At 47.0% G+C, this 26362-nt stretch carries 21 protein-coding genes and 1 pseudogene; 5 read left to right on the top strand and 17 right to left on the bottom strand.

Annotation, left to right across the window (positions count from 1 at the left end; genetic code table 11):
• Positions 1-15: 15 nt before the first annotated feature.
• Both DP091_RS21425 and DP091_RS21430 read left to right on the top strand, forming a co-directional pair.
• Positions 16-654, top strand: a complete 639-nt coding sequence (locus DP091_RS21425) for a DUF2306 domain-containing protein (RefSeq protein WP_113060180.1) — start codon at positions 16-18, stop codon at positions 652-654.
• Positions 651-1475 carry a DJ-1/PfpI family protein gene (locus DP091_RS21430; RefSeq protein ID WP_113060181.1) on the top strand — a complete coding sequence of 275 codons (825 nt, stop codon included), beginning with the start codon at positions 651-653 and terminating at the stop codon, positions 1473-1475. The genes DP091_RS21425 and DP091_RS21430 overlap by 4 nt, the downstream gene beginning before the upstream one ends.
• Positions 1476-1639: 164 nt before the next feature.
• Here DP091_RS21430 and DP091_RS21435 read toward each other — a convergent pair whose 3' ends face one another.
• The 9 genes from DP091_RS21435 to DP091_RS21475 form a co-directional block, all read right to left on the bottom strand.
• Positions 1640-2395, bottom strand: coding sequence for an alpha/beta fold hydrolase (locus tag DP091_RS21435; RefSeq protein ID WP_113060182.1), 756 nt, complete (start codon positions 2393-2395; stop codon positions 1640-1642).
• Between the two features lie 165 nt (positions 2396-2560).
• Entirely contained in the window at positions 2561-3475 is a 915-nt protein-coding gene (locus DP091_RS21440) for a DUF1835 domain-containing protein (RefSeq protein ID WP_258394643.1), read from the bottom strand.
• A 169-nt stretch (positions 3476-3644) separates the two neighbouring features.
• Positions 3645-4130, bottom strand: a complete 486-nt coding sequence (locus tag DP091_RS21445) for an RrF2 family transcriptional regulator (RefSeq protein ID WP_113060199.1) — start codon at positions 4128-4130, stop codon at positions 3645-3647.
• Positions 4131-4333: 203 nt separating this feature from the next.
• Entirely contained in the window at positions 4334-5488 is a 1155-nt protein-coding gene (locus DP091_RS21450; protein ID WP_113060184.1) for an AI-2E family transporter, read from the bottom strand.
• A 243-nt stretch (positions 5489-5731) separates the two neighbouring features.
• Positions 5732-7951, bottom strand: coding sequence for an AAA family ATPase (locus DP091_RS21455; protein WP_113060185.1), 2220 nt, complete (start codon positions 7949-7951; stop codon positions 5732-5734).
• Positions 7952-8024: 73 nt separating this feature from the next.
• Entirely contained in the window at positions 8025-8510 is a 486-nt protein-coding gene (locus DP091_RS21460) for a DUF6530 family protein (RefSeq protein ID WP_113060186.1), read from the bottom strand.
• A gap of 484 nt (positions 8511-8994) precedes the next feature.
• Positions 8995-9393, bottom strand: coding sequence for a class II aldolase/adducin family protein (locus DP091_RS31995; RefSeq protein ID WP_258394644.1), 399 nt, complete (start codon positions 9391-9393; stop codon positions 8995-8997).
• A 266-nt stretch (positions 9394-9659) separates the two neighbouring features.
• Positions 9660-12848 (bottom strand): FtsX-like permease family protein, encoded by a 3189-nt coding sequence (locus tag DP091_RS21470; RefSeq protein ID WP_113060187.1) that lies wholly within the window; start codon positions 12846-12848, stop codon positions 9660-9662.
• Positions 12835-13602, bottom strand: coding sequence for an ABC transporter ATP-binding protein (locus tag DP091_RS21475; protein ID WP_113060188.1), 768 nt, complete (start codon positions 13600-13602; stop codon positions 12835-12837). Before DP091_RS21475 ends, DP091_RS21470 begins: the two co-directional genes overlap by 14 nt.
• A gap of 240 nt (positions 13603-13842) precedes the next feature.
• Here DP091_RS21475 and DP091_RS21480 point away from each other — a divergent pair, with 240 nt between their 5' ends.
• Complete coding sequence (locus DP091_RS21480; RefSeq protein WP_113060189.1) at positions 13843-14514, top strand: response regulator transcription factor; 672 nt, start codon at positions 13843-13845, stop codon at positions 14512-14514.
• The gene (locus DP091_RS21485) at positions 14511-15539 is read left to right on the top strand and encodes a sensor histidine kinase (RefSeq protein ID WP_113060190.1); all 1029 of its coding nucleotides are present in this window, start codon (positions 14511-14513) and stop codon (positions 15537-15539) included. Before DP091_RS21480 ends, DP091_RS21485 begins: the two co-directional genes overlap by 4 nt.
• A 72-nt stretch (positions 15540-15611) precedes the next feature.
• On the opposite strand, the gene bahA is transcribed toward DP091_RS21485, so the two are convergent.
• The 4 genes from bahA to DP091_RS21505 all read right to left on the bottom strand — a co-directional run bounded on the left by bahA (position 15612) and on the right by DP091_RS21505 (position 20533).
• Positions 15612-17864, bottom strand: coding sequence for a bacitracin amidohydrolase BahA (gene bahA, locus DP091_RS21490; RefSeq protein WP_113060191.1), 2253 nt, complete (start codon positions 17862-17864; stop codon positions 15612-15614).
• A gap of 97 nt (positions 17865-17961) precedes the next feature.
• Positions 17962-19116, bottom strand: a complete 1155-nt coding sequence (locus tag DP091_RS21495) for a sensor histidine kinase (RefSeq protein ID WP_113060192.1) — start codon at positions 19114-19116, stop codon at positions 17962-17964.
• Positions 19113-19826, bottom strand: coding sequence for a response regulator transcription factor (locus DP091_RS21500; protein ID WP_113060193.1), 714 nt, complete (start codon positions 19824-19826; stop codon positions 19113-19115). Before DP091_RS21500 ends, DP091_RS21495 begins: the two co-directional genes overlap by 4 nt.
• Positions 19827-19960: 134 nt before the next feature.
• A complete protein-coding gene (locus tag DP091_RS21505; RefSeq protein ID WP_113060194.1) occupies positions 19961-20533 on the bottom strand; it encodes a TetR/AcrR family transcriptional regulator in 573 nt (190 codons plus the stop codon).
• Positions 20534-20773: 240 nt separating this feature from the next.
• Between DP091_RS21505 and DP091_RS21510 the strand changes: the two genes are divergently transcribed.
• On the top strand, positions 20774-21718 hold the full coding sequence (locus DP091_RS21510) for a ketopantoate reductase family protein (RefSeq protein WP_113060195.1): 945 nt from the start codon (positions 20774-20776) through the stop codon (positions 21716-21718).
• Positions 21719-21856: 138 nt separating this feature from the next.
• Here the strand turns inward: DP091_RS21510 and DP091_RS21515 are convergent, their stop codons facing one another.
• The 4 genes and pseudogenes from DP091_RS21515 to ric form a co-directional block, all read right to left on the bottom strand.
• Positions 21857-22513 (bottom strand): SGNH/GDSL hydrolase family protein, encoded by a 657-nt coding sequence (locus DP091_RS21515; protein WP_113060200.1) that lies wholly within the window; start codon positions 22511-22513, stop codon positions 21857-21859.
• Between the two features lie 343 nt (positions 22514-22856).
• Positions 22857-23725: pseudogene (locus DP091_RS32275) on the bottom strand (methyl-accepting chemotaxis protein).
• A gap of 18 nt (positions 23726-23743) precedes the next feature.
• Entirely contained in the window at positions 23744-25198 is a 1455-nt protein-coding gene (gene yfmT, locus DP091_RS21525) for a benzaldehyde dehydrogenase (protein ID WP_113060196.1), read from the bottom strand.
• Between the two features lie 227 nt (positions 25199-25425).
• Positions 25426-26124 carry an iron-sulfur cluster repair di-iron protein gene (gene ric / locus DP091_RS21530; RefSeq protein WP_113060197.1) on the bottom strand — a complete coding sequence of 233 codons (699 nt, stop codon included), beginning with the start codon at positions 26122-26124 and terminating at the stop codon, positions 25426-25428.
• Positions 26125-26362 lie beyond the last annotated feature (238 nt).

Consider the following 26362-nt stretch of genomic DNA (forward strand, 5'->3'; position numbering starts at 1 on the left):
GGGAGTTGCGAACGGATGAAGAAACGAACATCGTTATATCTATTGCTGGTCTGTGTCAGCATTCTATTTATACTACACGCCTTGGTGAAAAACTATTGGATCGATCCAGGTGCTTCGGGATTTCTAAGCCATAAGACCGGTCTGAAGCGCGAGCTTAATCTCCCGGTTTGGCTTAATGTCATGTACGTTCATGTTGCATTCGCATGTGTGGCCATGGCAACGGGACTGATTAACTTTTCGAATCGAATATTGGAAAGAAACCGTAGGCTCCACCGCATAAACGGCTATGTATATATCGTATCCGTATTGCTGGTTGTGTTAACTTCCGGATATATGGCACCCTACGCCACAGGCGGCAAAATAAGCAGTATGGGATTCAATCTGCTGAATATGATCTGGCTGGTTATCACCATTACAGCGCTCGTTCAAATCAAGAGGAAAAGGATCATTCGACATCGCAACTGGATGATTCGTAGTTACGCCTTTTGCTTCACGAACATGTTGATCCATCTCATTACTTCCCTTTTTCATCAGGGATTCGGGTACGTTTACCCTACTAGCTACACCATCGGCGTTTACGGCTCGATTGCGCTGCTGCTAGTTATTCCTGATATCATCATCAGAACAAATCGAAAGGAATTGGTATCCGGATGAAAAAAATACTTAGCTTACTCACGTCGTTAACGCTCGTTCTATGTCTATTAGCCCCCGCAGCAAGCGCAGAAAGAAACAAGAACCCAGATCCATCCAAGGGTAAAAGCGTGCATGTACAAATCGTATTATTCGATGGGTTTGATCTGCTGGACGCATTAGCGCCATATGAAGTATTTGCTGCTGCCGGAATGTACACTGGTGGAAAAGTCACTGTAGAATTAGTATCTGCAGAAGGTAAGCGTTCGGTACCGAGCGGGCTGAATGGACCTGCCCTCGAAGCGCAAGATGTGATAGACCCTAATCGTTCCGGGATTATTGTAGTTCCCGGAGCCTCGGGGAAGCCAGCGGGGAATACCGAAGATGCTATTCCCAACATATTGAGGCAGGCTAAGGATACGGGTTTAACAACGATGATGAAACAAGCTATGAATAATAAGGACGTTACGGTGGCTACCGTGTGTGGAGGTTCGTTGCTGCTGGCTATGGATGGATTGTTGAAAGACAGATATGCTGTCACCAATCAGATAGGCATGGGTGCGTTAGGGGCTCTCGGTGCAATTCCGGTCGATGCAAGAATCGTGGAAGATGGCCCTCGCTTGGTAACTGGAGGAGGTGTTACTTCCGGACTTGATGTGGCCTTGTATTTGGTTGAGCGTGAAGTCGGACCACAGATTGCGAATGCCATAGAGAAGTTATTCGAGTATGAGCGTAGAGGAACGGTGTGGAAAGCAAACGGCATACCGCCGATTAGCTTTGAAACGAGCCAGGAAACGTCTAAAAAAGGACAACCATCTGCATCGGAGAAAAAAGTCGGGATGTGAGGAATCGAGCACAAGTCGCAATGAAACATGTCGTTTCATCTACTCGTTATTAAGTAACATGATATCATTAAAAAAGCCGCAATTTTGCGGCTTTTTGCCTGTATACATTGCCTCTCTATCGAGCAAAAAACTTATTTATTCAATACATGCCGCGATGTGTTCCATTATCCTCTCGCTAAAAAAGCAGTAATCAAACCAGCAAGTTCGTCTGCATGCGTCAGCGTGGCCATATGGTCAGCCCCCTCGATTACCTCGAAACGGATGTCTTGAACACGCTTAAACTGCTCCGCGATTCGTTCCATATCCTCCCATTCGACCGTTCCCTGAATAAACAGCGTCCTTGCAGCAAGCTCCTCCAACCGCTCGATCGCTGGCGGTATCGGCCATATCACCTCGAAACTCTTCCACTCACTAAACACTCTGGTCATATACAACGTATGCATCTCGCGCAAAAAGTCCCGTTCAGAGCTGGACATCGTCACACGATAATTAGGCCCGCTCAACGATTGTTCGACCAGACGGTCGACATCGGGTGCGCATGCATTTACTTGGGCCATCCAATCGATGAATGGCTGGGCGTGCTCGAATCCGGTTAGCGATGGTGCGATTAATACTAAATGGTCAACCCTGGAAGGGTAAGTCAAGGCAAAATCCGTGACGGCCTGCCCTCCCATGGAATGACCGACAAGCGAAGCGCTGTCAATTTGCAGATGATCGAGCAGTGCCCGCAGGTCTTCAACCAAACTGGTTGGTTTTTGCGGTGCCGGGGATTTTCCCGTTCCCCGACCATCATACGTGATGACTTGATGGCTCCGGGCTAAATACGGGCCAATATAGTTCCATTCTCTTGAATCGACACCTGGACTGTGTACCAACACAACTGGTGGCCCACTGCCTTGAGTTTGATAAGCTAAATCCATTTGAAAACTCCTCTCTCCTATGGATGATTCATCCAGATTATGATTCCAATATAATTTAAGACTGAACATTCGGTCAATATAAAGTTGTATGAAATCCGAGCTGCTTTTCTTGGATGGGATAAGAACAGTCAAAATCAAAACAAAAAAGCCGCCAATGGCGACTTCTTAAACATGCGATAATCCTAGCAAGAATTGATAAGGAAAGCCCGGTTGACCCTTGAACGTCAGAACACCATCGCTGACTAAACACCAGATTCTGTACATAATGAAGGAATAACTTATACGTTGCTGTGAGATTTCCAATAATTTTGTCACGACTTCTCCAACGTTAACCAAATCATCAGGATGGTGTTTATCTAGCAGCTCCATGACCGATTTAACAATAACCCCGTCCAGTTTATCCTCTTGGCAGCCCATCACTTTTCCCTCTTCCCAGAGTCGAAGCAAATCTTCCTGTCCTGCCAACTCCATCCATTCTGATTCATATCGCTTCCTTAGATCAGAATTCAGAGGGATCCCCTCACTATAATTTCTAACAATATCGATGTAATTGTCTCGTTCGACCAATGCCTGCGCTATTGGAGCATTACCCTGCCCCGTTTCTGTGAGTATTTCTGTCACATTGACCACATGGACTGGACTCTTCCGCTCCCTCAGCAGATGCATTGCAAAACGAAGTCCCGTTTGATCATGGGCGTTATCCCCGCACCAGATCACGACGGTTTTGTTCTCCGGTATATTCTTTAGCGTATCAATCATACGCTCGATTTGGTGTTCCTGGTTTATACTATCCAAATAATATGAATCCCTGTCATGTTCCATCAACCACATTCGCCTTCGAAGCTGCCCTTCCTTTGTGTTCAATTCCGTGATGGGACCAACTGAAAACCAATCATTAAACGCGACTACCCGAGATTCCTCCCGTTTACCAACTTTACTGAGCGCAACTTTTAATGAACCGGCTTCAGAGAGACTGAACACAATATGGACGTGAGTTTGACGTTTCTCTTCTTGCAGTCGCTGGTTGTTAACGGCATCTATGTGTATTTCCATCAGATTATACAGTCTTTGACCGAACACTCTGTTTTCATGCTCACCATTCGTCGAATCGTGTATTGCAGAATTCAGCAGCTGACGAAGTAAAAGCCAATGTTCTCTTTCTCCAAACCCGTTTAATTTCTCAAAAAGTTTATCGATTACGATCCCTCCCTAACTTTCGGCTTATTCATATAAAAAAACAAGAAGTTCATCACTTCTTGTTTTCCGCACAGCTGCCACGCTTCGATGCCGCATCCAATACCGACTGGATCGTTTGCTCCTCCAAGTATTGGTACAATTGCCTTTCGGCGCCGTCCATCACCTGTTTGACCAGGCATACGCACTCACGAGGATTATCCTCGTGCATCTTGGCAGCCTTCTCTTCGGCTAGCAGGCGATGCTGCTGCGAATTGAGATTGGAGCATTCAAACAACTGCTGTCTTCCTTCAATTACCTGTATCACTTCAAGGAATGTAATCTGCTCGGCCTGCTTGGCCAGCTCGTAGCCTCCGTTCACACCCGGTACAGCCCGCACGATTCCGTCCTGCCTCAGCTTGGACATGATTTTGGATAAGTAGCTTTCCGAGACGCCCAGCGTCGCAGATAACTCCTTGATTCCGATGTTCTGATCACGCTCCGAATGAGCCAAGTGGATTAATGCGTGCAGAGCATAATCAACGCTTTTGGAAAACTGTATAGCGGTTACCTCCCTTAAATTCGAATTATATAGACCTATGATATCCATTATATTAATTTGGATTTGTTTTTGCAATGAATCCCCCCTTCATAGTGGAGCATGGTTAAACTTACCTTCTGTTCCTTGCGAAAGTGGGTTGAAAAAAAAGCCGCCAACATGGCGACTTTAAAAGTTAATCATATGGATTGAGACAAACCAAGAGACTACTTCGGCGTGTTGCTATTCCGGGGATCATATAATCCCGACGTGTCCTTGAACCATTCGAAGATATGCGATACACAAACCTTAAGGACCGCATAGCCGGGAACGGCTAACAAAATGCCAACCACACCGAACAGATTACCGGCCGTCAGTATGACAAAGATAATCGTAATGGGGTGAATCTTGAGCGTTTTACCCATGATTTGCGGTGAGATGAACTTCCCTTCGATTAATTGCACGATCGTCCATACCGCCACCATCTTCAGCAGCATCACCGGAGACGTGACCAGAGCCACGATGAGCGCAGGTGTAATCGCAATTGCGGGTCCCAGATAAGGCACCACGCTGGTGAACGATGCAATAATTGCCAGAATCAACGCGTAATCCAGACCGATGATCATGTAACCGATATACAGCAGAATACCAATACAGAAGCTCACAATAATCTGACCGCGGATAAACGAGCTGATCTGATGATTGATATCCTGGAGCACATGCAAAATTCCGGAACGACTCTTCGTCGGCAGGAATGATAATATTTTTAGAGGGAGCTTTTTGCCGTCTTTCAGCATATAAAACAGTACAAAAGGTACCGTCACGATCGACAACACAACCTCTGTAAATGCACCCAGAAACCCGCCTACTTTGCTCCACGTGTGGTTTAGAAGTTCCGTTGCCTTCTGCGTGACGGTGGTCCACCATTCCTGGGAGTTAATGTTCATGGTTTCTTGAATCTGGTTATACAACTCGCTGCCCGTTAGATCTTCGAACTGCTGTCTAACCTTTTCGCTATATGTCGGAAAGTTATCAATCAGTCCCATAATCTGGTTGCGCAGCACTGGAATGACCGCGAGCACCACAATTGTCAGAATACCGGCTATAACCAGATAGAGGATCAGGATGGACCATCCACGCTTGATTTTCCATTTCTCCATCACATCGACCAGAGGATTCAGCAAATAATAGAGTATTCCTGATAAGATGATCGGCAAAACGATCGTCTTGATTAACACGGCGAGCGGATGCAGCACAAACGAAATTTTGCTCAGAACCAACACATTGAGTCCAACCAGCAACAGAACAAGCAATAGAAGCACAAATTTATTGTTCAGGAATAAGCGCTTGAACCGATCCGGCCAAATACGGGGTTGCTCCATACATGTCCTCCCTTACTTATGTATACATATTCAAGTTGTAAAGCTGAGCATCGATTCACGATACCGAAAAAAAACCGATAAAACGACGCGCTCTTCATTCTTTTAACTATAATGTTTGAACGGGGCACATGTCCAGTTTACCTAGAACGAACGGGGAGATATGTTCGGGTATTCACAGGCATCAGTAGTAAACAAAGCCCGCATGTCACAATGACATGCAGGCTGACGCTGTTCGGTATGATATTACAGGTATCGAGAAATGATCCGCACCAGCTTGGCTGGCAGCTCATTCAGGTTGGTCATATCCAAAAACCTCTCGGCACCATAGATCTGACTAATGACATCCTTGTCTTGACCGATGGCTGCCGCCAGAAATTTGACCCCTTTTCTTTCGTATTCGGATAGAGTCTGCCGCATGTCTTGAATCGCCAGACTACCGGTATAGTCATCCATGGCTTTAGGCTGCCCGTCGCTGATGCTAATCAACAGCTTCGTTTGTTTCGGTGAATTTGCTAACCGTTCCGCCATAATTCTTAAAGCCATACCATCCCGATTATTACTTCTGGCCCGGATTCCCATCAGCCTGAACCGGTCGCGGACATCCGGTTGATCGTAATCGGCATAAGCGAAGATGGACATCTGCTCCAAACGGGAAACATCCGCAGTATCCCCATAAATTAAAACAGGTATATGGCAAATTTGGCAGAATTCATAGACCGCGATGACCGCCCGCTTAGCCGCCTCGAGTCTCCCGAAAGCAGCCATCGATGCAGATTCATCGACCCTCAAACCGACGACAAGACCAGGGGATTCCGTCGGAGGACGTTTCTTGGCAAAATACCTGAAATCACGGTAAGCCACGCTGTCTGCCTGAAACTTAGAACCATAGTAATGGTTCTTGGCATATTCCGTGGTTATCTCGTGCTCCAACAGCGGCATCGTCTGTCTGGCGATTTCCCGCACGATGGGCATAATGCCCTTGCGCAGACTCCGATATTCCTCCTGCTGGATCGGGTCAACATCAGGACGGTGAACGATCAGCTTAACAGCCTGATGAATCGAATCGGACACGATGGCCCTGGAGACTTGATTCAGCTTTTTGCGAAAGTCCCGCTCCTTCTGTTTCTCCTCCTCTGTCATGGGCTCAGGATTGGCCTGATGATATTGCGGTGATCCGTCCTCCCCCGAATCAGTGCTTTCCATATCCGCTGACTCATTCGCGAGGATGGATGTGCTGTCTTCGCTTTCAGCGGACTTTTTTAACTGTAGCCCTTCTTCCTCAGCTTGCCCGTCAGGAATGGAATTCAGTTCCATATCGCTCTCCCATGTCGCGATCTCCACTGCCTCTGCGCTTCGTTTTTTATTCGCTTCAACCGGGACTTCCTCCAACATATCCAACAAACCTTCGCCTTTCAGCGCTTCTTCCAGCAGTTTGATCTCTTCCGAATCGGTTGTTATCTTGTAAATCACCTTATGATAAAGCGATTCCCTTGCACAAGCACCTTGCGCAACGGCATCCACCCAATAGAAATAAGAACGCATGCCAGCCACGCCTTTAATGGCGTTAGCTCGGGCAGTTTTATCCAATAGGATAATGGCCTTTGCCAGCACATCCAGCATTTCATCGTTTTGATAGCCGGTTTTGGCCATCGCTCGCTCCATCATAATCTCTTTGGTCGGCAGGTCCATCTTCTCCGTATGCTGCACTCGGTCACGCAATGCCTCGTTAAGCGGCCTGGATCCGGCGTAACTACGGTTTGCCGTGATCACCGCTATGAAATCCGGATGCCGCTGCACGATCTCCGTTGGGAGATTAAGATTGCCGCCCGGCTCCAATGCGGAATTCAGTGCCATTAATACGCCGGCATCCCGAATCACGTTCGGTTCCTGGATTTCCAGCAGATAGCCCTTCTGAAAAGCTCGGACGATCTCGGAAGCGTAAAATCGATATTCTACAGCTCCATCCTGAGCCATATTCGCGGCGAGCTTCAATAATCGCTTCATCTTTGCGGAAGCCATCTCTTGTGTAATCTCCAGCGCCTCCATCAAAATCTCCGTCGAGCTACGAAAGCCGTCGCTTTCGTATAATGCTTTCAATGCCGCTTGGTCCGCAGATTCCAACTGCTTCATTCGATCGGATGAAATAACCGGTAAAATGGCTCCTAGGATATCCGATTTATCCATATCGGCAAAACAAGTTACTTTGGTATAGGGTAACCTGAAGTTTGCGGACAACGCCTTGGCAAGCTGCGTTTTTCCGGAGCCGGCATCCCCTTCCAATAGAATCGTGGCGATTTTCATCTCGCCGCGATGCCAATTACGCTTGATTTCATTCGTGATTCGCCGTTCTTCCTCGCTTGATGTATGCGTTAATGGTTTTTTCCAGACAAGACTTTTTTCTTCCTCGGTCAATACTCTCCCAGGAGACAGCACGTAAGTTTCATTATCATGCTGGTCTTTCATGACCGCTCACCTCCAAACTCTCGTTAACTCTGAACGCAGGAATGGGTTCATCACTCCCAATCCGGCAGCTTTCTCACCGTACATAACCCAGTTCTTCTAACATTCTGGTCAAAGTGCGCAGACGTTCTCCTATCATCTCGCTGTTGTCGCTTAATGCCTCGTTGAACAGCTTGATATCCTCCTGAATCTGTTCATTATCCGTGCAAACCGCTATCGTCATGGCATTCCCCTGCAATCCGATCCGGTCGATCACAGGATGTTGCGGGTCATATAAATCTTCAAATCTATAGGCTTCGCTAAAATGTGTCAGGGCACTGCAAATGAGGATGGATAAATCCAGAATTCGATGAAGAGGTAACTCATACGATGGACCGGCCCCTTGTTCCTCAGCGGCTCTCCATACTTTGGCGGCAATATGCGCCTTACCATCCCCGTTCTGCTTGGTCAATCCCAAAGATAGTGCACTTACATCTGTCTTATATGCGAATCGCCCATCCACTTTCCCATAGTTATCCGAAATAATCACGGGTTTATGATTTGTAGAAGCAGGTATATTCATTGTGTCTCCTCTTTTCTAAGAATTAAATCGTAACCACAACTGTGTTCATAACTGCCTATTAGATATAGTATTGAACACATTAATTTAGAGTTATTAATAAACAAATATATAATTAATCTATCTATATAATAGACATAATTAATATTGTTGTAAATAGCAACTTGAAAACACGCATTTCGAATCGTTTTCGAGAATGGGCCGGATTCCCCAAAAACGGTGAAGGCCGATGTCGATATGTCTAAGCCGGAACAAACGAAAGGCTGCCGCACTATTCCCGCGGCAGCCTTGGCACAGCTGAAAATATTCCATTCTTTTACTACTCCAGATTAAATGCTGATTCGAGCTCGCAAATCCGATCGTCATCGATGTGTATGACATGCCCAAGCGTTCTGGCCGACAGAATGGACTTGGCGCTATACTTTGCAGGCTCTGTCCCGCAACGATGACGCAATTATTGTTCACGATGGCGATCGGCATATCGGGTCTAAACAGCGAGGCGGTACTCGGGCTCATTGTAAACCGCATGAAAGGGAAGCTTGGGCATTCCGCGAAGCAAGATGTAACTCTCCGGAATCGTTCTTGAATCGAATACGGCATCCGTTACGGCAAATGCCATGATGTTAGGCGGGTGCGCGATGATCACCGAATCGACATGCGGCTGCATTTGGTAGATCGCTTCGTGGAGAAAGACGGATTTGCTTGGCTGTTTGCCGGCCTCGGCTTTTCCGTTCTCTATACGGACGAGGTCACCCGGCTCCAGATGGTTGCGGTCTTTGCCATAGGGTGTAATGACAAAATCATGACCAAACAAACGATGGGAAAAAGTGCCCTGCGTGCTTGTTAACAGCCCTTGTTTATACGCACGCCGCATGAGTGAGCACATGTCCCGGCGAATTTCTTTTTCCTCCGACGTGCAGGTCTCGCGGATATACGTCCCTGATAGACAGATTACCCCCGAACGTGGTCGTCATGCCATGGTTATAAATACGATGATAAATTGAAGGAGAAGATCTGCCGGATGCAAAAACTCCTGGTTCATTCTTACCAACGCCTTATCCGAATGTCTTTGTTTAGTTTTGTTTGTTTTTCATACTGTTCTTTCTATTGATAAGCGATCAAGATTGTGACAAAACCGAGGAAGAAATCTCTTTACTCCATAAAATCAACCATTGGATAGTCTGCGGACGGAGAGGTCAGCAGCGGCTGTGGAGCACCCTTTAAATGAAAATCGAAAAAGGCAGCGACATAATCTCGATGGGCAGCGATTGTCTGTTTCGGGTCGGCAGTCCCGATAGATTGCTGGACTACTCGCGGCGAAAGGCTCAGCTTATCTTGAAGCTGTGGAAGCAGCGTCTGATAATCCGTAAACGTATAATGTGCTCCCTCGGGAATGCTTAGATCGAGTTTCCATCCGGTCGTATGCTGCCAGAACGATAGACGGTCCATCGCGGTAAGATGGGAATCAACCTCGCCCTCCTTATTGTAGCCTGAATTCATGAGCATGAAGGGGCGATCCAATCCGTGCTGCGCCACCGGGAGCGGGTTATCAGGCATGTGCCCCATCGTTCCATCCATGTCGATGCCAGCGTCAAAGCGATCATCCTCGTACATCACCTGAGCAGCAGTAGCCCCGCCGGCGGAATGTCCGAATATTCCGATCTTAGACAGGTCCCATGTTTGTTGAAGTCCAGCGGGCAATGGTTGATCGCCTGGATAACGGCCTTCCTTGATGAGTTCGAGTTGGTCCAACACATATTGGATATCATCCACTCTTACCTCCAGCATCTTCAGTACCGTCTCTACACTAAAAGGCGGTAATGACTCCGTTGCCACACGTCCATCGGGAAATTGGACCGCAGAGGCTTCATACGTATGATCGACTGTAACGACCACATAACCTCTGCTGGCCAAGTCTTCGACTACAGCCGTCCCGAAGTTTCTTGGAACAGACCCGCCAGGTGAGTAGATGAGGAGCGGCCACCCAACGTCGTTGTTCGCCGGCGGTGCATTTAACCAAGCGTGAGTGCCGATACCGGAGAGATCGACTCGACCAGGATCCAATCCGATCGTTGAGATTGCGTTTTCATCGTAATACTTTGCTGCTTCAGGCTGCATGTACACAGCCTTCTGCTCGCTTTTTCCCCTGGCTGGGTACCATATGCTGATCATGAGTTCCCTGTCTCTGTCTGGTTTCCATGGATCCACCCGGTTGTCATCCTTGAAGTGCATCTCCATTGTCCCCACAGAATATTCTCCAGTAGGCTCTGGTAGCTGTAATTGGATTTTCTCTGCCTGGCCCCTCTCATTCTGCGTTGCAGGGGTTTCCGTGCCGAAGAAGATTCCAATCAGGACCAAGAGACAAACCATGATTGCTATAGCTGCAATTCTAACCACGGGGGCAGACTTACCATTGACGATCCTGCTGATGGAGTTGACTGTGAGCACATAATAAACCGTGTAGATCAGGAAAAATACAGCCACACAGATCAGGATGGGCAGCATAAGACTAGCGCCTGCCATATTGCTGAATAATCTTTTTAACAATTGCAGGATGACCATGTAATGTGCAAGCCCGATCATAAGCGGCAGAGCAAAAATAAATGCGTTCTGCCTAATGATTGCGATACTTACTTCTTTGCCGCTTACACCGATTTTTTTTAGAATGTCGTACCGTGGTTTATCCGCTGTTGCTTCAGTCAACTGCTTGAAATAGATCATGCTGCCTGTTGCCATGACAAAAACGAGCCCAAGAAATCCTAATATAAACACATTAAAAGCCGCTTCTTCGATTCCAAGCCGGTATTCGGAATAATAAGAAGATAAATTCGATTCCGGTGTCTTCAGCGACGCCAGCGCATCGGCGGTATGTTTTGTTGTCTTCTGTTCCTGCACGGCATACCCGACATACCGGGTCGGAGAAACTTGCGCCTCCAATTTGTCGTAGGTGCCGTTACTTACAACGATCATCACATCCGGATAACTCCAATTAATGATTCGTTCTACGGTCATCCCCGCAAAGGCAAGGGTTAACCGTTGATCGGGCAATTGGATGTCGACCGTTTCGCCTTCATAATCGTGCCATTCATAGTCCGTATACATGGGCCGGATCGCAACAGCTTCATCCTGTTCGATCGGATCAAGTACAGGGAAGCGCAGCGCAGCTGCCACCTGGTTGTATTGATCGATCGAGACCACTTTGAGCGGGTTTTTGTCTGCTTCGATCATTCTCTCCGGAAGGATCTCTGGATTGGAAGCCTCCCCTTTTGTCTCCAGCACCGGAATCGTCATTTGCGCGATAATCGGATGCGCTTCATCCCCGCGTATGATATCGTCTACATTTTGATTAAAGGCGTTGTCCTGGGCAATGTACATGTAGCTAAATGGCGCGGTAAGCTTCGATGTTTTGTCAAACGTATAGTATGTGCCTAAACCGACGCTGAAGGCGCACAACGCCGCAGCGGATAACAGGGAAATGACGCTTAACAAACGAGCGTTTCCTTTAATCCGGTACACCAAATTAGAGGTGATGACCAAATTCATGCCTTTATAATAACTTCGTTTTCTCTTCTTGGCGGTTCTCAGCAAGACAATCACCAGCGAAGAGAAGAGCAGAAGCGTTCCAGCGATAATTCCGACAGTCATCACGCTCAGACTGACTAGAATTTCTTCGGTGACGGCAAAATCGCGGAAGGCGAATCCATATCCCGCAGTCAACAGGAGAACCGCACCCAGTGCCGATAACAATGACGCTTTCGGCTCCTGCTCCCCTTCCTGCTCCGCTCGAAACAATTCGATGAGTTTAAAGCTGTAAATTAATCGATAGCCTTGGATCGATGTCGCCAAAATAATCACCATGAACACGATGAGCGTATGAATCAGAGCACGAAGAGAGAAGGCCATGCCTACCTGTACCGGCGTCCCCAGCAGCTTGATTAAGATCATAGCGAACAGCTTGGACAGCAATGTGCCAATCAAGATTCCTATGATTAAAACAGTAACCCCAATGATCAGGTTTTCATAAAACAGCATTTTTCCGATCTTTTTTTTGGGTAAACCAAGTAACGCATACAAGCCTACTTCCTTTTTACGCTGCCTGGAGAAAAAACGGTTGGAATACATAATAAATATAGTAACAAATACGATCAAAATGATGGATGCTATCATGAATACGGATCGCATGCTCTGCGATGATTCGATTGAACTCGTAATTTCTTGGCTGTATTGCAAAGAAAGAAAAGTATAATAAATAACGACGCTGAACAGGATGGAAACGAAATAGATCGTGTAGTTTTTGAAGTTCCCTTTCATGTTCTTTTTCACGATGTCAAACAAGGTCACTTGCATCCCCTCCCAGAACGGTCAATACATCTAATATTTTTTTGAAAAAGTGTTTGCGCGATGCCTCTCCTCTAGTCAGTTCGGTGAAAATGCGACCATCCTTTATAAACAGCACCCGCGTGCAGTAGCTTGCCGCAAACGTGTCATGAGTGACCATCAAAATCGTTGCCCGATCATACTCATTCAGGTCTTTCAAGCTCTCCAGCAGCGCGGTCGCCGATTTCGAATCCAGAGCGCCTGTCGGCTCATCGGCCAGCAGCAGGCTGGGGCTAGAAATCATAGCGCGCGAAGCTGCAGTCCGCTGTTTTTGTCCTCCGGAAATCTGATACGGATATTTGTCCAGAATCGGGGTGATACCGAATTTGTCCGCGATCTCCTCCACTCTATGCTCCAGCTCTTTGACATTCATCTTGGCCAGCGCCAAGGGCAGCAAGATGTTCTCCTTCACCGTTAAAGTGTCCAGCAAATTGTAATCTTGAAAAATGAATCCCAGTTTATCCCGGCGAAAAGCGGATAATTGTTCCTCATCCATCTTCAGTACGTCTACTCCGTCAATCATCACCTCTCCAGATGTAGGCTGATCAATTGTCGCAAGCACATGGAGCAAAGTCGACTTGCCTGCGCCGGACGGCCCCATGATCCCCACGAACTCTCCCTCCTGCACGATCAAATCGATATTATCCAAGGCGGTATATACATTTCCTTTTACGCCATAAACCTTTCTAATCTGAGAAGCGTTCACTACCATTTTCATGTTGATCTATCCTTCCTGGTTATCAAATAGAAACAATGTCAATACGTTTTCGACATCGTGTATTCCTTATCCTGATCTTAATACAGGTCACCTTTACTTTAGCTTACAACTTCCCCCCCTACCTTACATTCCTGTCACATTGGACAAAAGGAAGCTGCACCGGATACTGGCTTGTCTGCCGCGGGAAGATCGTATACAATGTGTTTAATTTGCCGCTAGTTACACCCGGGAGGATCGTTTATGAAAATCATGATCGTAGAGGATGACCCGACCATTCGGGAGATGATCCAGTTAGCATTGACCAAATGGAGCTTGGAAACGGTAATCGTCGATAACTTTGACCATGTCGTACAGTGCTTTATTCATAACCAACCCCATCTTGTGATCATGGATATTAACCTGCCTTCGTATGATGGATTTTACTGGTGTCAGAAGATAAGAGAAATTTCCAATGTACCGGTGATCTTTCTATCTTCCCGCGATTCGCCTATGGATGTTGTTATGTCAGTGAATATGGGCGGGGACGATTATATTCAGAAGCCTTTCCATATGGATGTGTTGACAGCTAAAATTAATGCGCTGCTGCGCCGAACCTATTCCTATTCGGACATGCTATCGGATGTGCTGGAACATGAGGGGGTCATGTTCCATCCGGAGAAAGGTATTCTCTCATATGAAGGGGGAAAAGCGGAGCTTACCAAAACGGAGGTCAGTATACTGAAAATCCTCATGCAGCAGAAGGGAAAGGTTGTTGACCGCAAGAAAATCATGCGTCATCTTTGGCAGGATGAGAGCTTCGTGGACGAAAACACGTTAACCGTTAACATCGTCCGCTTGCGTAAAAAACTGGCCGGCATCGGCAAGGAAAACTGGATTGTTACCAAGAAAGGGCAAGGTTATATGGTCCCATGAGTTTCCTTCAATACATAAAGGACAAACGTAATTTTTTGATGTTGTACGCAGGTATGATGGGCTTTATTTCAATAATCATGACTTTATCCTTCAACCCGGTCCACATGTCAGGCAACTTGCTGTATATCCATATCGTTTGCTTTGCCTTGGTCGCAGCTTACTTGCTGATTGGCTATTATTATCGAAGATCCTATTACCGGAAGCTTCAGCAACTGATCCATCTGGACCGGGAAGAATGGCCTGTTGTTGCCCCTGAACCACAAAACTTCCAACAACGGCTGTATCTCGAGCTTTTCACCAAATTGCATCGCCAACATGAACGTGACCTTCGGAAATTAGATGAAGAGAAGATGGATCATCAGGAATTTATCTTGTCCTGGATACATGAGGTAAAACTTCCGATAGCGGCAAGTCGTCTGTTAATGGAGAATAGCACCGGGGAACCAGCAGATTCCCTTGCCGATAAACTTGAGGATGAGCTCGACAAAATTGAAAATTATGTGGAGCAGGCATTATACTATTCTCGAATTGATTCCTTCTCCAAAGATTACTTCATCACGGAAGAACCACTAGACGGGATCATTAAAACCTGCGCGAAAAAATTCGCAAAAACGTTTATCAACAAGCGGATTCGGTTTCATATGGAGGACATTCGGCAATCGGTTCATACCGACCGGAAATGGCTCGGATTTATCCTTGATCAAATCGTTGCGAATGCTTTGAAATATACGAATGAGGGCGGAACCATCACATTCTCGGTCGAGGAGGACCGACAGGAAAAAAGGATGCATATTATAGATTCGGGGATCGGAATTCAGCCGGAGGATCTTCATCGAGTCTTTGAAAAAGGATTTACCGGTTCCATCGGAAGAAGCCATGCCAAATCGACCGGCATGGGCCTTTACCTCGCAAAGCAATTAGTGCATAAGCTGGGCCATCATTTATCCATCCAGTCGGAGGCGGGCGCATACACCAAGGTCACGATCCATTTTCCTAAAACGGATACGTATCACAGCTTGCTGTAACGGTTTGAGCCCGTTGATGAAACTATGTCGATATACCAAAAAAGTCGCCATTTAGGCGACTTTTTTACCTTTTTATGATCGAATGCCAACATCACTAAGCAGAATGCTTCCCCGCTTGGTTAGATTGAACTCGATGCGAATCTTGCTCAACTGCTGCGGGTTGAAGTCCGGATTCATTTTGTGATAATCGTCCAACGGGAAATCATAGCTTTGAAATACGGGTTCTGAAGTATTGCCTGCATTTGAAAATGGCCATTTCAGCAGTTTACCCTCAATAACAGGCGGCAATTGGGATCGATGGCTGAGGGGCAGACTTGCCTGATGGCCCTTTCTATCTTCAACCGTAATCGTAAAATTGATAAGCTCCTTCGGGTCGCCGCTTTCTTCTGGTTGGCGTGCATCTGCCAGCGAAAATACGATCGAACTTTTCTTCCCTGTTTCCGCCCGGTTATCCGGCAAAGAAATCGTATAGGACGCAGGCTCGGACGAACCGTCCGAATTCCAGCCTAAGCGAACCGCGCTGTAATCCGCTTCGCCTAATTTTGTCTTAACTTTTTCTTCCCTCCATTCCCGAAGATTCTCGCCCTGCAGGCTGCCGCCAGGAAGCGTGGTGCTCGGCAGATCAATGTCTTCATGAAAACCGGCGATCAAGGTCGTCTGCGAATCGCAATAATTGCCCACATACAGATTGTCGGGAATCCATTCCTTGGCGTAACCCAAATCCTTGAACACCTCCCGATATTGCCGTTGGTCCTTTAACGTCGCATCCAGAAACGCAGATATGAACACCTTGGCAATGGTTTCCTGTTCCTCCCTTGGCATAATTTGACGTAGGTTAAACAGTTGGTTACCCAACCCTGCCCCATCCCCTCTGCCCCACCCTCCGTTAAACTGGCCATGGTTGGCTCCATAAATATAGACCAGCGATTTCATGTAATTTGTGCCTTTGGCATAACGAATCCGGTGGTATTGCTTCGCACCGTCCAGGCTGTTGACATCCATATCATGAGCTCCATGCAAAGACAGATAATTCACGTCTTGCAGCGGCAGAAGTTTGCCTTGGGGCTTATATTGCCCGTCCGTTCCCGCAATGGAAATGAGCGAGCGGATCGAAAAGTTATAATCAAACTTGATATCGCCATGGTCCGGATGACGGCCAAGCTTGTTATAAGCTGCCGCGATCGCGACCGCCTCGCCGCCTCGGGAATGCCCGATGAGGGCGATCCGTTCCATATCGACCTTTTGATAAAACGGGTTGTCCGGATCACTGTTCCAGCCCTTCCAGGTTTGCAAATGCTCCAGCAGCAGCAGGCCCCTTGCAGGGTTTTCTCTTAGCAGCGGGCTGATCAGGAATAGATCCTCGTATGGGGAGAAATTGAGGAAATTTTCATCCACGGAGACAAATATATACCCTTTGCTCGCGAGCAGCCTGCCGAGATATTCATAACCCGGATCGGAATAATCATTCATTAAGTGATTACCATGTACAATCAAAACAAGCGGAAAGGTGCCCTCCCCTTCGGGATACCACACTCTTCCGTTTAACGGCATGGCCTCGGGTCCGAATCCAAGCGACTTCGTGCGCAAAGATGACCATTTCTCAACAAACCTGGACGCATCCACCGTTTGGGTGGTTAGGGAACCGCTTTGGTTAAATTCTGTTCGATAGTTGTCAGGACTTCCGTATAACAGGCTTTCGACGGGATACTCACCTTGTTCGGCCGGATTGTTCATCGTCGAGTCTTTATATCGGGTTGAGGCTTTCAGCTGTTTCAATGTGATGTCCGGAGCGGCATCATCTCCGGCCCGAATGAGCCAGAAGCTGCCCGCGCCGATCGCGATGGTGATCAAGGACAAACAGGCCATCGCGCCGATTTTCCTGGTTTTAGACACTTGCTTGTAGCTTCCCGCTGCAAATTTATAAGCCAACGCACCAAATAAAGATAAAACAATGGCCAAAGAGACGATGAAGACTGCCGATACGCTCGGCTGCACAATAAAACAGAACAAAAACATGATCAGGGAATACAGCAACATCCAAATATAACGGCTTGGCATCTTCTTCATCCCATGCAGCATCCATGCGGCCAAGCCGCTTATCATGGCAATGGCTATGATAAACAGGAAGGTGCCCACGATGAATTTACCGAAATTATGCCCTGTCAATAGATAATGGGCCTGTAACAGAATCAGGATCAAGGCGATTGCGCCAAGCCCAAGCGACGCCCCCTTCCATCCAGGGGATAACGGCCCCCGTCGCTTCCGATTTGCCATGATTCTTCGGAATAACGTAACGTCTTTTTCTTTCTCTTTGTGTACTTCCAATTTCTCCAGTCCTCCTGTATCCCTTAAAATGGTTGGATCTACTTCTGAGGTTACCGGATAACTCTTTCGCTCCGCTTTCCTGAATCTTTCAGTAATCTTACAATTCGTTAGGAAGAAAAAGAATGAATTTCGTGTGCCCGTTCGTGATCAGCCTGATGTTACCCCCATGTTTTTCTGCCACTTGTTTGGCAATGGCAAGACCCAGACCCGTCCCCCCATCGCTTTTTCGGGCTTGGTCTCCGCGGACAAAGGCATCGAAGACCTTTTCCTTCAACACATCCGGGATTCCGATGCCATCGTCTGTAATGTGAATTTCGACTCCTCGCCCCGTTGCTGCCAATTTCAGTTCAACAACGGTACCGGGCGGATTGTATTGGATCGCGTTTGTCAGAATATTGGAAACCGCCCGATATAACCAGGTCGCGTTGAATGGGACGATGATTTCACTATCAGGAATGTCGTAATGGAAATGAAACTTCTGTTCTTCGAACACTTCGTAATACTCGGCTGCAATTTCCCTCGTGAATTCTGTAATGTCGGATGCCTCAACGGCAAAAGGATAGTCGGGACTATCCAGCTTGGATAGCTCGAAGATACCGTCGATCAGCTCCGACATCAGACTGGCTTTGTCGGAAATCAAACGCAGGATTTTTTGCCTTCTCTCTTCCGAATCAACGAGCCCTACTTCCATCGCTTCGATATAGCCCTGGATGGTGGTCATCGGTGTCTTCAAGTCATGGGAAATGTCGATCAGCATTCGCTGCTTGCTCTCCGCAAGCTCTCGCTTTTCCCTCTCCATCCGTTCGAGACGTGCAGCCATATCATTGAAATCGTCCTGAATCTGCGCAAGTTCATAGCTCGCTCGAAAATGTAATCTTTCATGGTAATGTCCGCGTGCAATGCTGCGGATACCATCCGCGATCGATCGGAGCGGGGTCGTGAGCCGGGAAGCCGTCCATCTTCCGAAGACATATACGGTGATTGCAAACAAAGCGAGAAACAGCAGCAGCGTTTTCAGTGCCATTCCATAAAATATCTTCTCATGCTGAGTGCTGTCCATGCCTGTCACGGCAGTTGGGCTGCTGCCTATGACTCCAGCCTCCATCTTGACTGGTCCGGCAGCCTCCATAAAATAATCCATGATCAGCGCATTTAATACAAATAACGAAATCGCGGCAATCAGCGCAATGGTAATAAAGAAAAATATATACTGGCGAATCAGCGAACGCTGCAGGCGATTAGGAGAATTCATGGCTGTAACTCATCTTTCTTCGCAAACCGATAACCAAGCCCGCGAATGGTTTTGATATAGACAGGCTTCCTGGGACAAGCCTCGATTTTGTCGCGAAGCCTGCTGATTTGGACCATGACGGCATTATCGTCAGCCAAATAAAGTTCATCCCAAGCGTGCTCAAAAATTTGCTTCTTCGTAAATACGCGCCCCGGCTCTCCCATGAACAGCTTCAATAATTTGTACTCGATCGCACTCAGCGAAATCGGCGTTCCCTTGATGTATAACATGCATTCCCGATGATCCAGCTGCAAGTCCCCGACGCAGGTTTCGGACACCGCTGGAGCTTCCAATAGCTCATTAAACTCACAGGAGCGTCTTAACTGGGCCTGAATTCTTGCCATCACTTCGAGCGGGCTGAACGGTTTGGACACATAATCGTCTGCCCCCAGCTTGAGTCCGGTTATTTTATCAATTTCCTGATTTTTGGCCGAAATGAGAATGACCGGGATTTTATAATCCTGCCGCATCATGCGGAGCAGCTGGAATCCGTCGATGAACGGCATCATGATATCGAAGAGTGCGAGATCCACGTGCTTGCTTCGCAGCTGCTCAAGGGCAGCCTTCCCGTCGAAGGCTGCCAGCGTCTTATATCCCTCTGCGTCCAGATAAAGTTTAAGCATGTCAATAATATCGGGATCATCATCGACTACCAGTATGGTTTTAGGCATAAAAGCATCCTCCTCCAAGTAATATATGGTTCTCCTTGGGGGGAGAAATTCCTTTTTTGGCTGGTTTCGTCAGTCTCGCGGTATGTAAATAACCTCCCACTTAGATTATCAGAGGTCATAATTTATGATTGATATTAGCGGCGTCCAACGAAACCATATAAGAGAAGCTGGATAAGTTCCGCCATCTTATTTTTATAATTCCCGGCTCTTGCCCAGGAAGCTTGGAGCGTCCCGACGACACTCAATAATTCCAAAAGGGTCTCCAGTGAAACAGAGGAATGAATCGCCCCCTCCTTCTTCCCCAGCTCAATAAATTCCTGAATAAGCTCTATTCTAATTTGATTCGTGTTTTCACTATATAAGCTCGCTAGCACCTGATCCTCAACGGCACCCGGTGTACCAAGCAATTGATAGTCTTGATCTGCGCAGATCTCCAACATCCTAGATATCTTGTCTTTAAAGTCGATATTTTGATGCAAAAGCTCCTTAGCCATTTGGATCGTATTTTGCATCAGAACATTCGCACATTCCTTGACCACCCCATCTTTGCTGCCGAAGTAGTTATACAGCGATACCGACGATACACCGGATTCATCGGCAATGTCCTTAATGCTGACATGGATGAAGCCTTTTTCATTAAAAAGCTTTAATGCCGCCTCAATGATCGCATCCTTCTTTTGCTGCGTTCTGATTTCGAATTTATTCATCGCTCTTCACTCACTTCCCGTGTTCATCACTACGAGTAGTTTAACATAATGTGAATAGTTTTTAAATTTCAAAGCCAATATTTAAAAACTTATTGACATCCTGGTTGATGTCCATATAGAATCAAGCTGTGATTTTTAAATTTTGGAACGAATATTTAAAAACTTTGTTAAAGAGATAAGGGATGCGCTTGAGCAAACATGGTTTGATCCAATCGTTTAACCCAAAATGGAGGGACTCCGATGAAAATATTAGTTTACGGCGCAGGGGTTCTGGGCAGTTATTTAGCCCACGAGCTGCTGCGTGGAGGGCACAACGTCACGATGCTGGCGAGAGGACGACGAGCAGAGGAGTTGGAGAACAACGGCAATGTCATTCGGCATTATTTTCAGTTTCAAACCACGGTTAATCATGTAAGGGTCATCCGAGAACTGCAGCCGGACGATGTTTATGACCTTATTTTTGTTGTAATGAAATATCCGGATTTCGAGGCTGTGCTGCCTGCCCTTGCGGCGAATCATAGCAGCCGTGTCGTTATCATGGGCAACAATGCAAGCCCTGGGGAAATGGTGAAGTATTTGCAAACCCATAGTCCGGTAGCGAAACAGGTTGCTTTCGCTTTTCAGACGATTGCCGGCTGGAGGGAGAATGGCCGGATCATTAGCGTGCGCGGCCCAAGAACCAACATAACGATCGGTGGTTTAGGAGAGGATCTGTCATGGCGCTCAGTAATCGATCAGGCTTTGGTTAACACCAAATATAAATGGACTTACATTACAAATATGGATGAGTGGCTGAAAAGTCATTTTGTTATGATCTTGCCTTTGAATTCCATTGCTTCTTCATATAACGGTAATTTGCGCAGAGCCGCTAAAGACAAGAAACTTCTTAATCTGGTCATTCATGCGGTAGATGAGGGGCATCAAGTGTTGGAAAAAAACGGCTATACGGTTACGCCTGCCGCTCAAAAGCAATTCGCTCGCAATAAAAGAAAGCTGTTCTACATCCTGCTGAAGCTGATGCTCTCAAGCCCAATTGGCAGAATCCTGTTAAGTGATAAGGCTGTGTCGGCAAACGAGATGACCGCTTTACAGCAAGCATTTGATCATTTAAAGATACGCGCAAACATAACTACGCCCCATTGGGATGAGCTTCAACATTATTCCCCACCCATACAGGGATCATAGAAGAGGGCTTTGTCGATCTATCACTTAGCCGGGTAAGAAATAATGTTCTTTTTTATAATCATAAGGTGCAACCAGCACAAGAACATGATTGACTTGATTATCTGTGGACTTTCGAGCGAGATCATTTTATGTATCTGTTCAACTTATAGCGAATGGACTATTCTGCACGACCCTCAGCCATTCACGTGAAATCAATTGATGACCGGCTGTCGTGGGGTGAATGCCGTCCCATATCCAATACTCTGCGCCCGCTCGTTTTGCCGCATGATCAAACGCTTCTTGCAGCGGAACAAACAGCGTTTCAAATTCTTGAGCCAATTGCCGGACAACTAGGCTGTATTCATTCAGCCGTTGACGCCATTTGTCCCAATTCTCCACGGTGGCGCCCGTTTTCAGTACAAATGGCTCACATAAAACCAGTCCCGTCTGTGGAAGCACTTCTTTCGTTTCCTCCAGGATGTGACGATATGCTTTTTCGAATCTGTCGGTAGCTCCGCTTGGCGAGCCTTCGATGATTCGACCTGCGTCGTTAACGCCAACCAACATACTGATCAGGTCAGGTCGCAGGCTAATCGCATCTTCATTCCAACGCGCGTACAAATCCGAGACGCGATGGCCGCTGATCCCTCGATTGATGAATTGCGGCTGGCTTTCCGCTAGTTCGTAGCCCAGCTCAGCTGCAATAAGATGCACATAGCCATGGCCATGGATGTGATTAAGGTCACTGTCGCGCCCCCTATTCCCGTCCGTTATGGAGTCACCTTGAAACAATACGGTTTTAATTGTCTTTGTCATCCTCTTCACTATACCTTTCTTCAAATGAATTCGTGGACCTATACGGATCTTTGTCACGTCCGATATTACCGCTTTCATAACCACCCCTTACATAAGGATAAACCAAGCAGCGAAGCGAAAATACCCTAGCGATTAGCTTAAAAAGCATATCAACATTAGATATGAACCGGGTATCTTTTGAAGATCACGACGGAGAGTTCTTCGGCATCATTGTCATTGCCGCAGCATATCTAATAAAAAGCAGAAATACATCATAGATGTATTTCTGCTTTTCTGCTCTATTGACCTGTATCTAAAATTAAAGCATACGGGGAGTATTCTGAGTTTCTATTGCTTGTTATTTCTATTGCTTGTTTTCTTTGGCATACAGGCTTTCTTCAGCTACCTGTGCTAACTCCTCTGCTTTGATACTAATCTCATGGATCGTTGCGGAGAATTCCTGAATCGTCCGTGATTGGGTATCGGTTAGCTTGTGGATATCGGAAAAAGCATGATTTAACCGCTGTAAAAATTCCTGAATATTCTTCGTAATGCCATTAATCTGGTCCACGTTCTCTTTGGAGCTTGTAGCAAGCTTCCGAATCTCATCGGCAACGACCGAGAAACCCCTTCCAACTTCCCCAGCTCTTGCTGCTTCGATAGAAGCATTAAGCCCTAACATGTTGCTCTGATCCGAAATTTCCTTAACAACGCTGGAGATCTTTCCAATCTGCTGCGCGCTGGAGCTGACATCCGTCATTTGGTTCGTTACGTCAGTTACACGTTCGGTCAGATGAGCAATCGATTGGCTGATATCTTCAATGGACGCGGTGGTCTGTTCAACAATTGCGGAAAAACTCTCGGCCATCTCAAACAGCGCATTCGCTTTTTCAAGACTTGTCCCCATGCCTACACCGCCGATAACCCTGCCCTGTTCGTCGTGAAGCGGGATCGCGCGTGCAGCTAGCGGGAATCCAAACAGCTCTTTCGGAACAACAGCCGATAAAGCTTTATTATTGCGGATGGCATCGGTTACGATATCCCCTCCACTAGCGGGTCTCCAGGACTAACATTCAGTGAGAAGGTTTTGCCCGGAATATTAATGATAAGCTTCTCCGTGTCGTAAATGCCAATCGTGATGTCATCATTCGTAAGACTTTTCAGCAATGGAGCCACCTTTACAAAGGCGCTGATCAGCTCATGCTGTGTTTGCTCTTCAGTCACATTATTCATGCTTATCTCCCCCAACCCTTAATACGGGAATTTCCTTTGTCCGTAATGAACCGATATCCACTTCATGGTCGTAAATTCATCCAGGCTCCATTCCCCATTCAGACGACCCAATCCCGACTGCTTTTCTCCGCCAAATGCTACAATCGGCTCGTCGTTAATCGTAACATCATTTACATGGATCATACCTGTATGGACCTTCTTCGCCAGTTCTACCCCGCGTTCAAGATTAGAGGTGTGAATAGCCCCGCTAAGCCCAAAACGTGTATCGTTGGCGATTGCGATTCCTTCCTCTTCCGTTTCAAACGGGATGATACATACTACCGGGCCGAACAATTCCTCTTGTGCTACCTCCATATCCGGATTGACATTGACGAGGACGGTAGGCTCCACCATTCTGCCGGTGATTTTACCCCGCACCAGTGGAACTGCACCTTGCTCTATGCCCTTCTCAATCAGCTTCTCCAGTGTTTCTGCCTGCCGATGGTTGATGACGGGCCCGATAATGGTCTGCGGATCGCTCGGATCACCTGTTGTAAGGGTGGTAACCTTCGCTTTGTATTTATCTACAAATTCCTGATAGATCGGCTTCTGTACGAGAATCCGGTTGGCCGACATACAGATCTGGCCTTGATGCGTGAATCTGCTGAACGTTGCTGCTTGTACCGCGTAATCGATATCAGCATCTGCCAGGATAATGAACGCGCTGTTCCCGCCGAGCTCCAGCAGCGGCTTTTTGAAGTGTTTGACGGCCAGCTGGCCAATATGGCTTCCAACCTTAGTCGAACCCGTGAAGGAAATGATTCTCGGAATCGGATGCTCAACGAACGCATCGCCTATCTCCTTGATATCTGTCACCACAACATTCAACAGGCCCTTCGGTACACCCGCTTCTTCGAAAATCTTGCCGATCAAGGTTCCGCCCGTAATCGGCGAATTCTCATGCGGCTTCAGCACAACGCCGTTGCCGGCACCTAATGCCGGGGCGACGGACTTCATGGACAAGAAGAAAGGAAAGTTAAATGGACTGATAACCCCAACCACGCCAGCCGGGATCCGATACAGTCGGTTCTCCTTGCCATCTTCAGTGGAAGGTAATATCTTCCCCTCCATTCTAAGGGGGAACGTAGCCGCTTCCTTAATCATATTTTTCACAAGACCGATCTCGAATGCCGCCTTCAGACGCGTCCCGCCCAGCTCTTGAACGATAATGGACGTAATATCTTCCTCATGCAACTCCATATATTTAACCGCATTTTCAAGGATGTCGCGTTTACGGTAAGGGTTAACCTTGTCCCATTCCAGCTTAGCTTGATAAGCAGCCTGATAGGCGTCATCAATGTCTGCAACGCTCGCGATTTGAAAAGCCGTAATGACCTCATCATTATATGGATTGATATCAGGCAGCGTTTTACCGCTTTTACCGTCTCGCCATTCCCCGCCTATGAATTGCTTTCCCAATTTCGAATAATCCATATGAACCCTCCTGTGTCGAATAATTCCAACTGATATATTTATCGACCGAATCCAGGGAATAGTTAAGTGAATTTTATTCGACCGTTTCTCCCTCCCGGGGAAGGAGTCTGCACGCTAATCATGACAAAACAATAACGCCCTAACCATACAGATTAGGGCGTTATTTTACACGTTCGATCGTCATCCGAGCAATACCTCACCCAGCGTAGAAGGGGTTCCAACCAACGTTATACCGCTTGGCGAATCCGCTCAAACAAAATGTTGTTTTCCAGATGGATATGCTCGGAGGTGTCCTTTTCAAGCATGGTCAACCGTTGATAGACCAGCCGATACGTCCCGCAGGCATCCGATGGAAGTTCAAAATCAGAGGTCACTTCCCTGAGCTCTTGAAGCAATCTGCCGGCGTGAGCATGTTCATCTTCCAGCTCAGACACATGCGGCTTAAGCTCTGCTGCAGCTTGTTGGTTAGGCTCTGCAACAAATTTCAAGATGAGCGGAAATACATGCTCGTCCTCATCCTTCGTATGCTCCAGCAGTTCGTTTTTCAGATCCGAGAAAAGCTCCTGCACCCGGAGAAGTTCGGGATGATGCTCCCCATGGACGCGGGCCAACTTCGTCACATACGGCGTTAAAGCAGGTAATTCATTCCGCAAGAAGGCATGATGTTTATGCTGGATGAGTTCAATCAGTTCGGATTCCTTCAGTGAAGCCGGACGGCTTACCTGATAATCGGCAAACTTTTTCTCCAGGGATTGAACCTTCTCCAGTACGGCGGCAGGTTCCAAATTACGCTGTTTAGCCGCTTCTTCCAATGGCACCTGCCCTCCACAACAAAAATCAATCCGGAGTGATCGGAATAAATCCGCAGTTTGCGGGATGGATGTAACAATATCGGATACCTGGCTCTGAAGCGTGAATGAACTCATAGTTAAACCTCCTTAGATTAAACCCCATCTTTGTGAACTATTTCACTCTTACAGCCCAAGTATATGAAACTCCTGTCTCCGTACATGTGATTGCAGTCATACTGAAATGGAAAACTATGTGAACGTTCAGGAGCTGAGAACTGCGGGAGCCAGGACAACACAAAAACAGGGATCTCATCATCCCTCAGGCTGTCGAGAAAGTCTCGACAGCTATTTTTTGTACATTTAATTCAACACG

The sequence above is a fragment of the Paenibacillus sp. MDMC362 genome (assembly GCF_003269305.1).
Lineage (GTDB): Bacteria > Bacillota > Bacilli > Paenibacillales > Paenibacillaceae > Paenibacillus_AQ.

Bases quoted from the DNA above. Each gene is read 5' to 3' on its own strand.
- DP091_RS21480 (WP_113060189.1), top strand. From the start codon at position 13,843: ATGAAAATCATGATCGTAGAGGATGACCCGACCATTCGGGAGATGATC.
- DP091_RS21455 (WP_113060185.1), bottom strand. From the start codon at position 7,951: ATGAAAGACCAGCATGATAATGAAACTTACGTGCTGTCTCCTGGGAGA.
- ric (WP_113060197.1), bottom strand. From the start codon at position 26,124: ATGAGTTCATTCACGCTTCAGAGCCAGGTATCCGATATTGTTACATCC.
- DP091_RS21450 (WP_113060184.1), bottom strand. From the start codon at position 5,488: ATGGAGCAACCCCGTATTTGGCCGGATCGGTTCAAGCGCTTATTCCTG.
- DP091_RS21435 (WP_113060182.1), bottom strand. From the start codon at position 2,395: ATGGATTTAGCTTATCAAACTCAAGGCAGTGGGCCACCAGTTGTGTTG.
- DP091_RS21510 (WP_113060195.1), top strand. From the start codon at position 20,774: ATGAAAATATTAGTTTACGGCGCAGGGGTTCTGGGCAGTTATTTAGCC.
- yfmT (WP_113060196.1), bottom strand. From the start codon at position 25,198: ATGGATTATTCGAAATTGGGAAAGCAATTCATAGGCGGGGAATGGCGA.
- DP091_RS31995 (WP_258394644.1), bottom strand. From the start codon at position 9,393: ATGTGCTCACTCATGCGGCGTGCGTATAAACAAGGGCTGTTAACAAGC.
- DP091_RS21430 (WP_113060181.1), top strand. From the start codon at position 651: ATGAAAAAAATACTTAGCTTACTCACGTCGTTAACGCTCGTTCTATGT.
- DP091_RS21500 (WP_113060193.1), bottom strand. From the start codon at position 19,826: ATGCCTAAAACCATACTGGTAGTCGATGATGATCCCGATATTATTGAC.
- DP091_RS21425 (WP_113060180.1), top strand. From the start codon at position 16: ATGAAGAAACGAACATCGTTATATCTATTGCTGGTCTGTGTCAGCATT.
- DP091_RS21460 (WP_113060186.1), bottom strand. From the start codon at position 8,510: ATGAATATACCTGCTTCTACAAATCATAAACCCGTGATTATTTCGGAT.
- DP091_RS21485 (WP_113060190.1), top strand. From the start codon at position 14,511: ATGAGTTTCCTTCAATACATAAAGGACAAACGTAATTTTTTGATGTTG.
- DP091_RS21515 (WP_113060200.1), bottom strand. From the start codon at position 22,513: ATGACAAAGACAATTAAAACCGTATTGTTTCAAGGTGACTCCATAACG.
- DP091_RS21505 (WP_113060194.1), bottom strand. From the start codon at position 20,533: ATGAATAAATTCGAAATCAGAACGCAGCAAAAGAAGGATGCGATCATT.
- DP091_RS21495 (WP_113060192.1), bottom strand. From the start codon at position 19,116: ATGAATTCTCCTAATCGCCTGCAGCGTTCGCTGATTCGCCAGTATATA.
- DP091_RS21475 (WP_113060188.1), bottom strand. From the start codon at position 13,602: ATGAAAATGGTAGTGAACGCTTCTCAGATTAGAAAGGTTTATGGCGTA.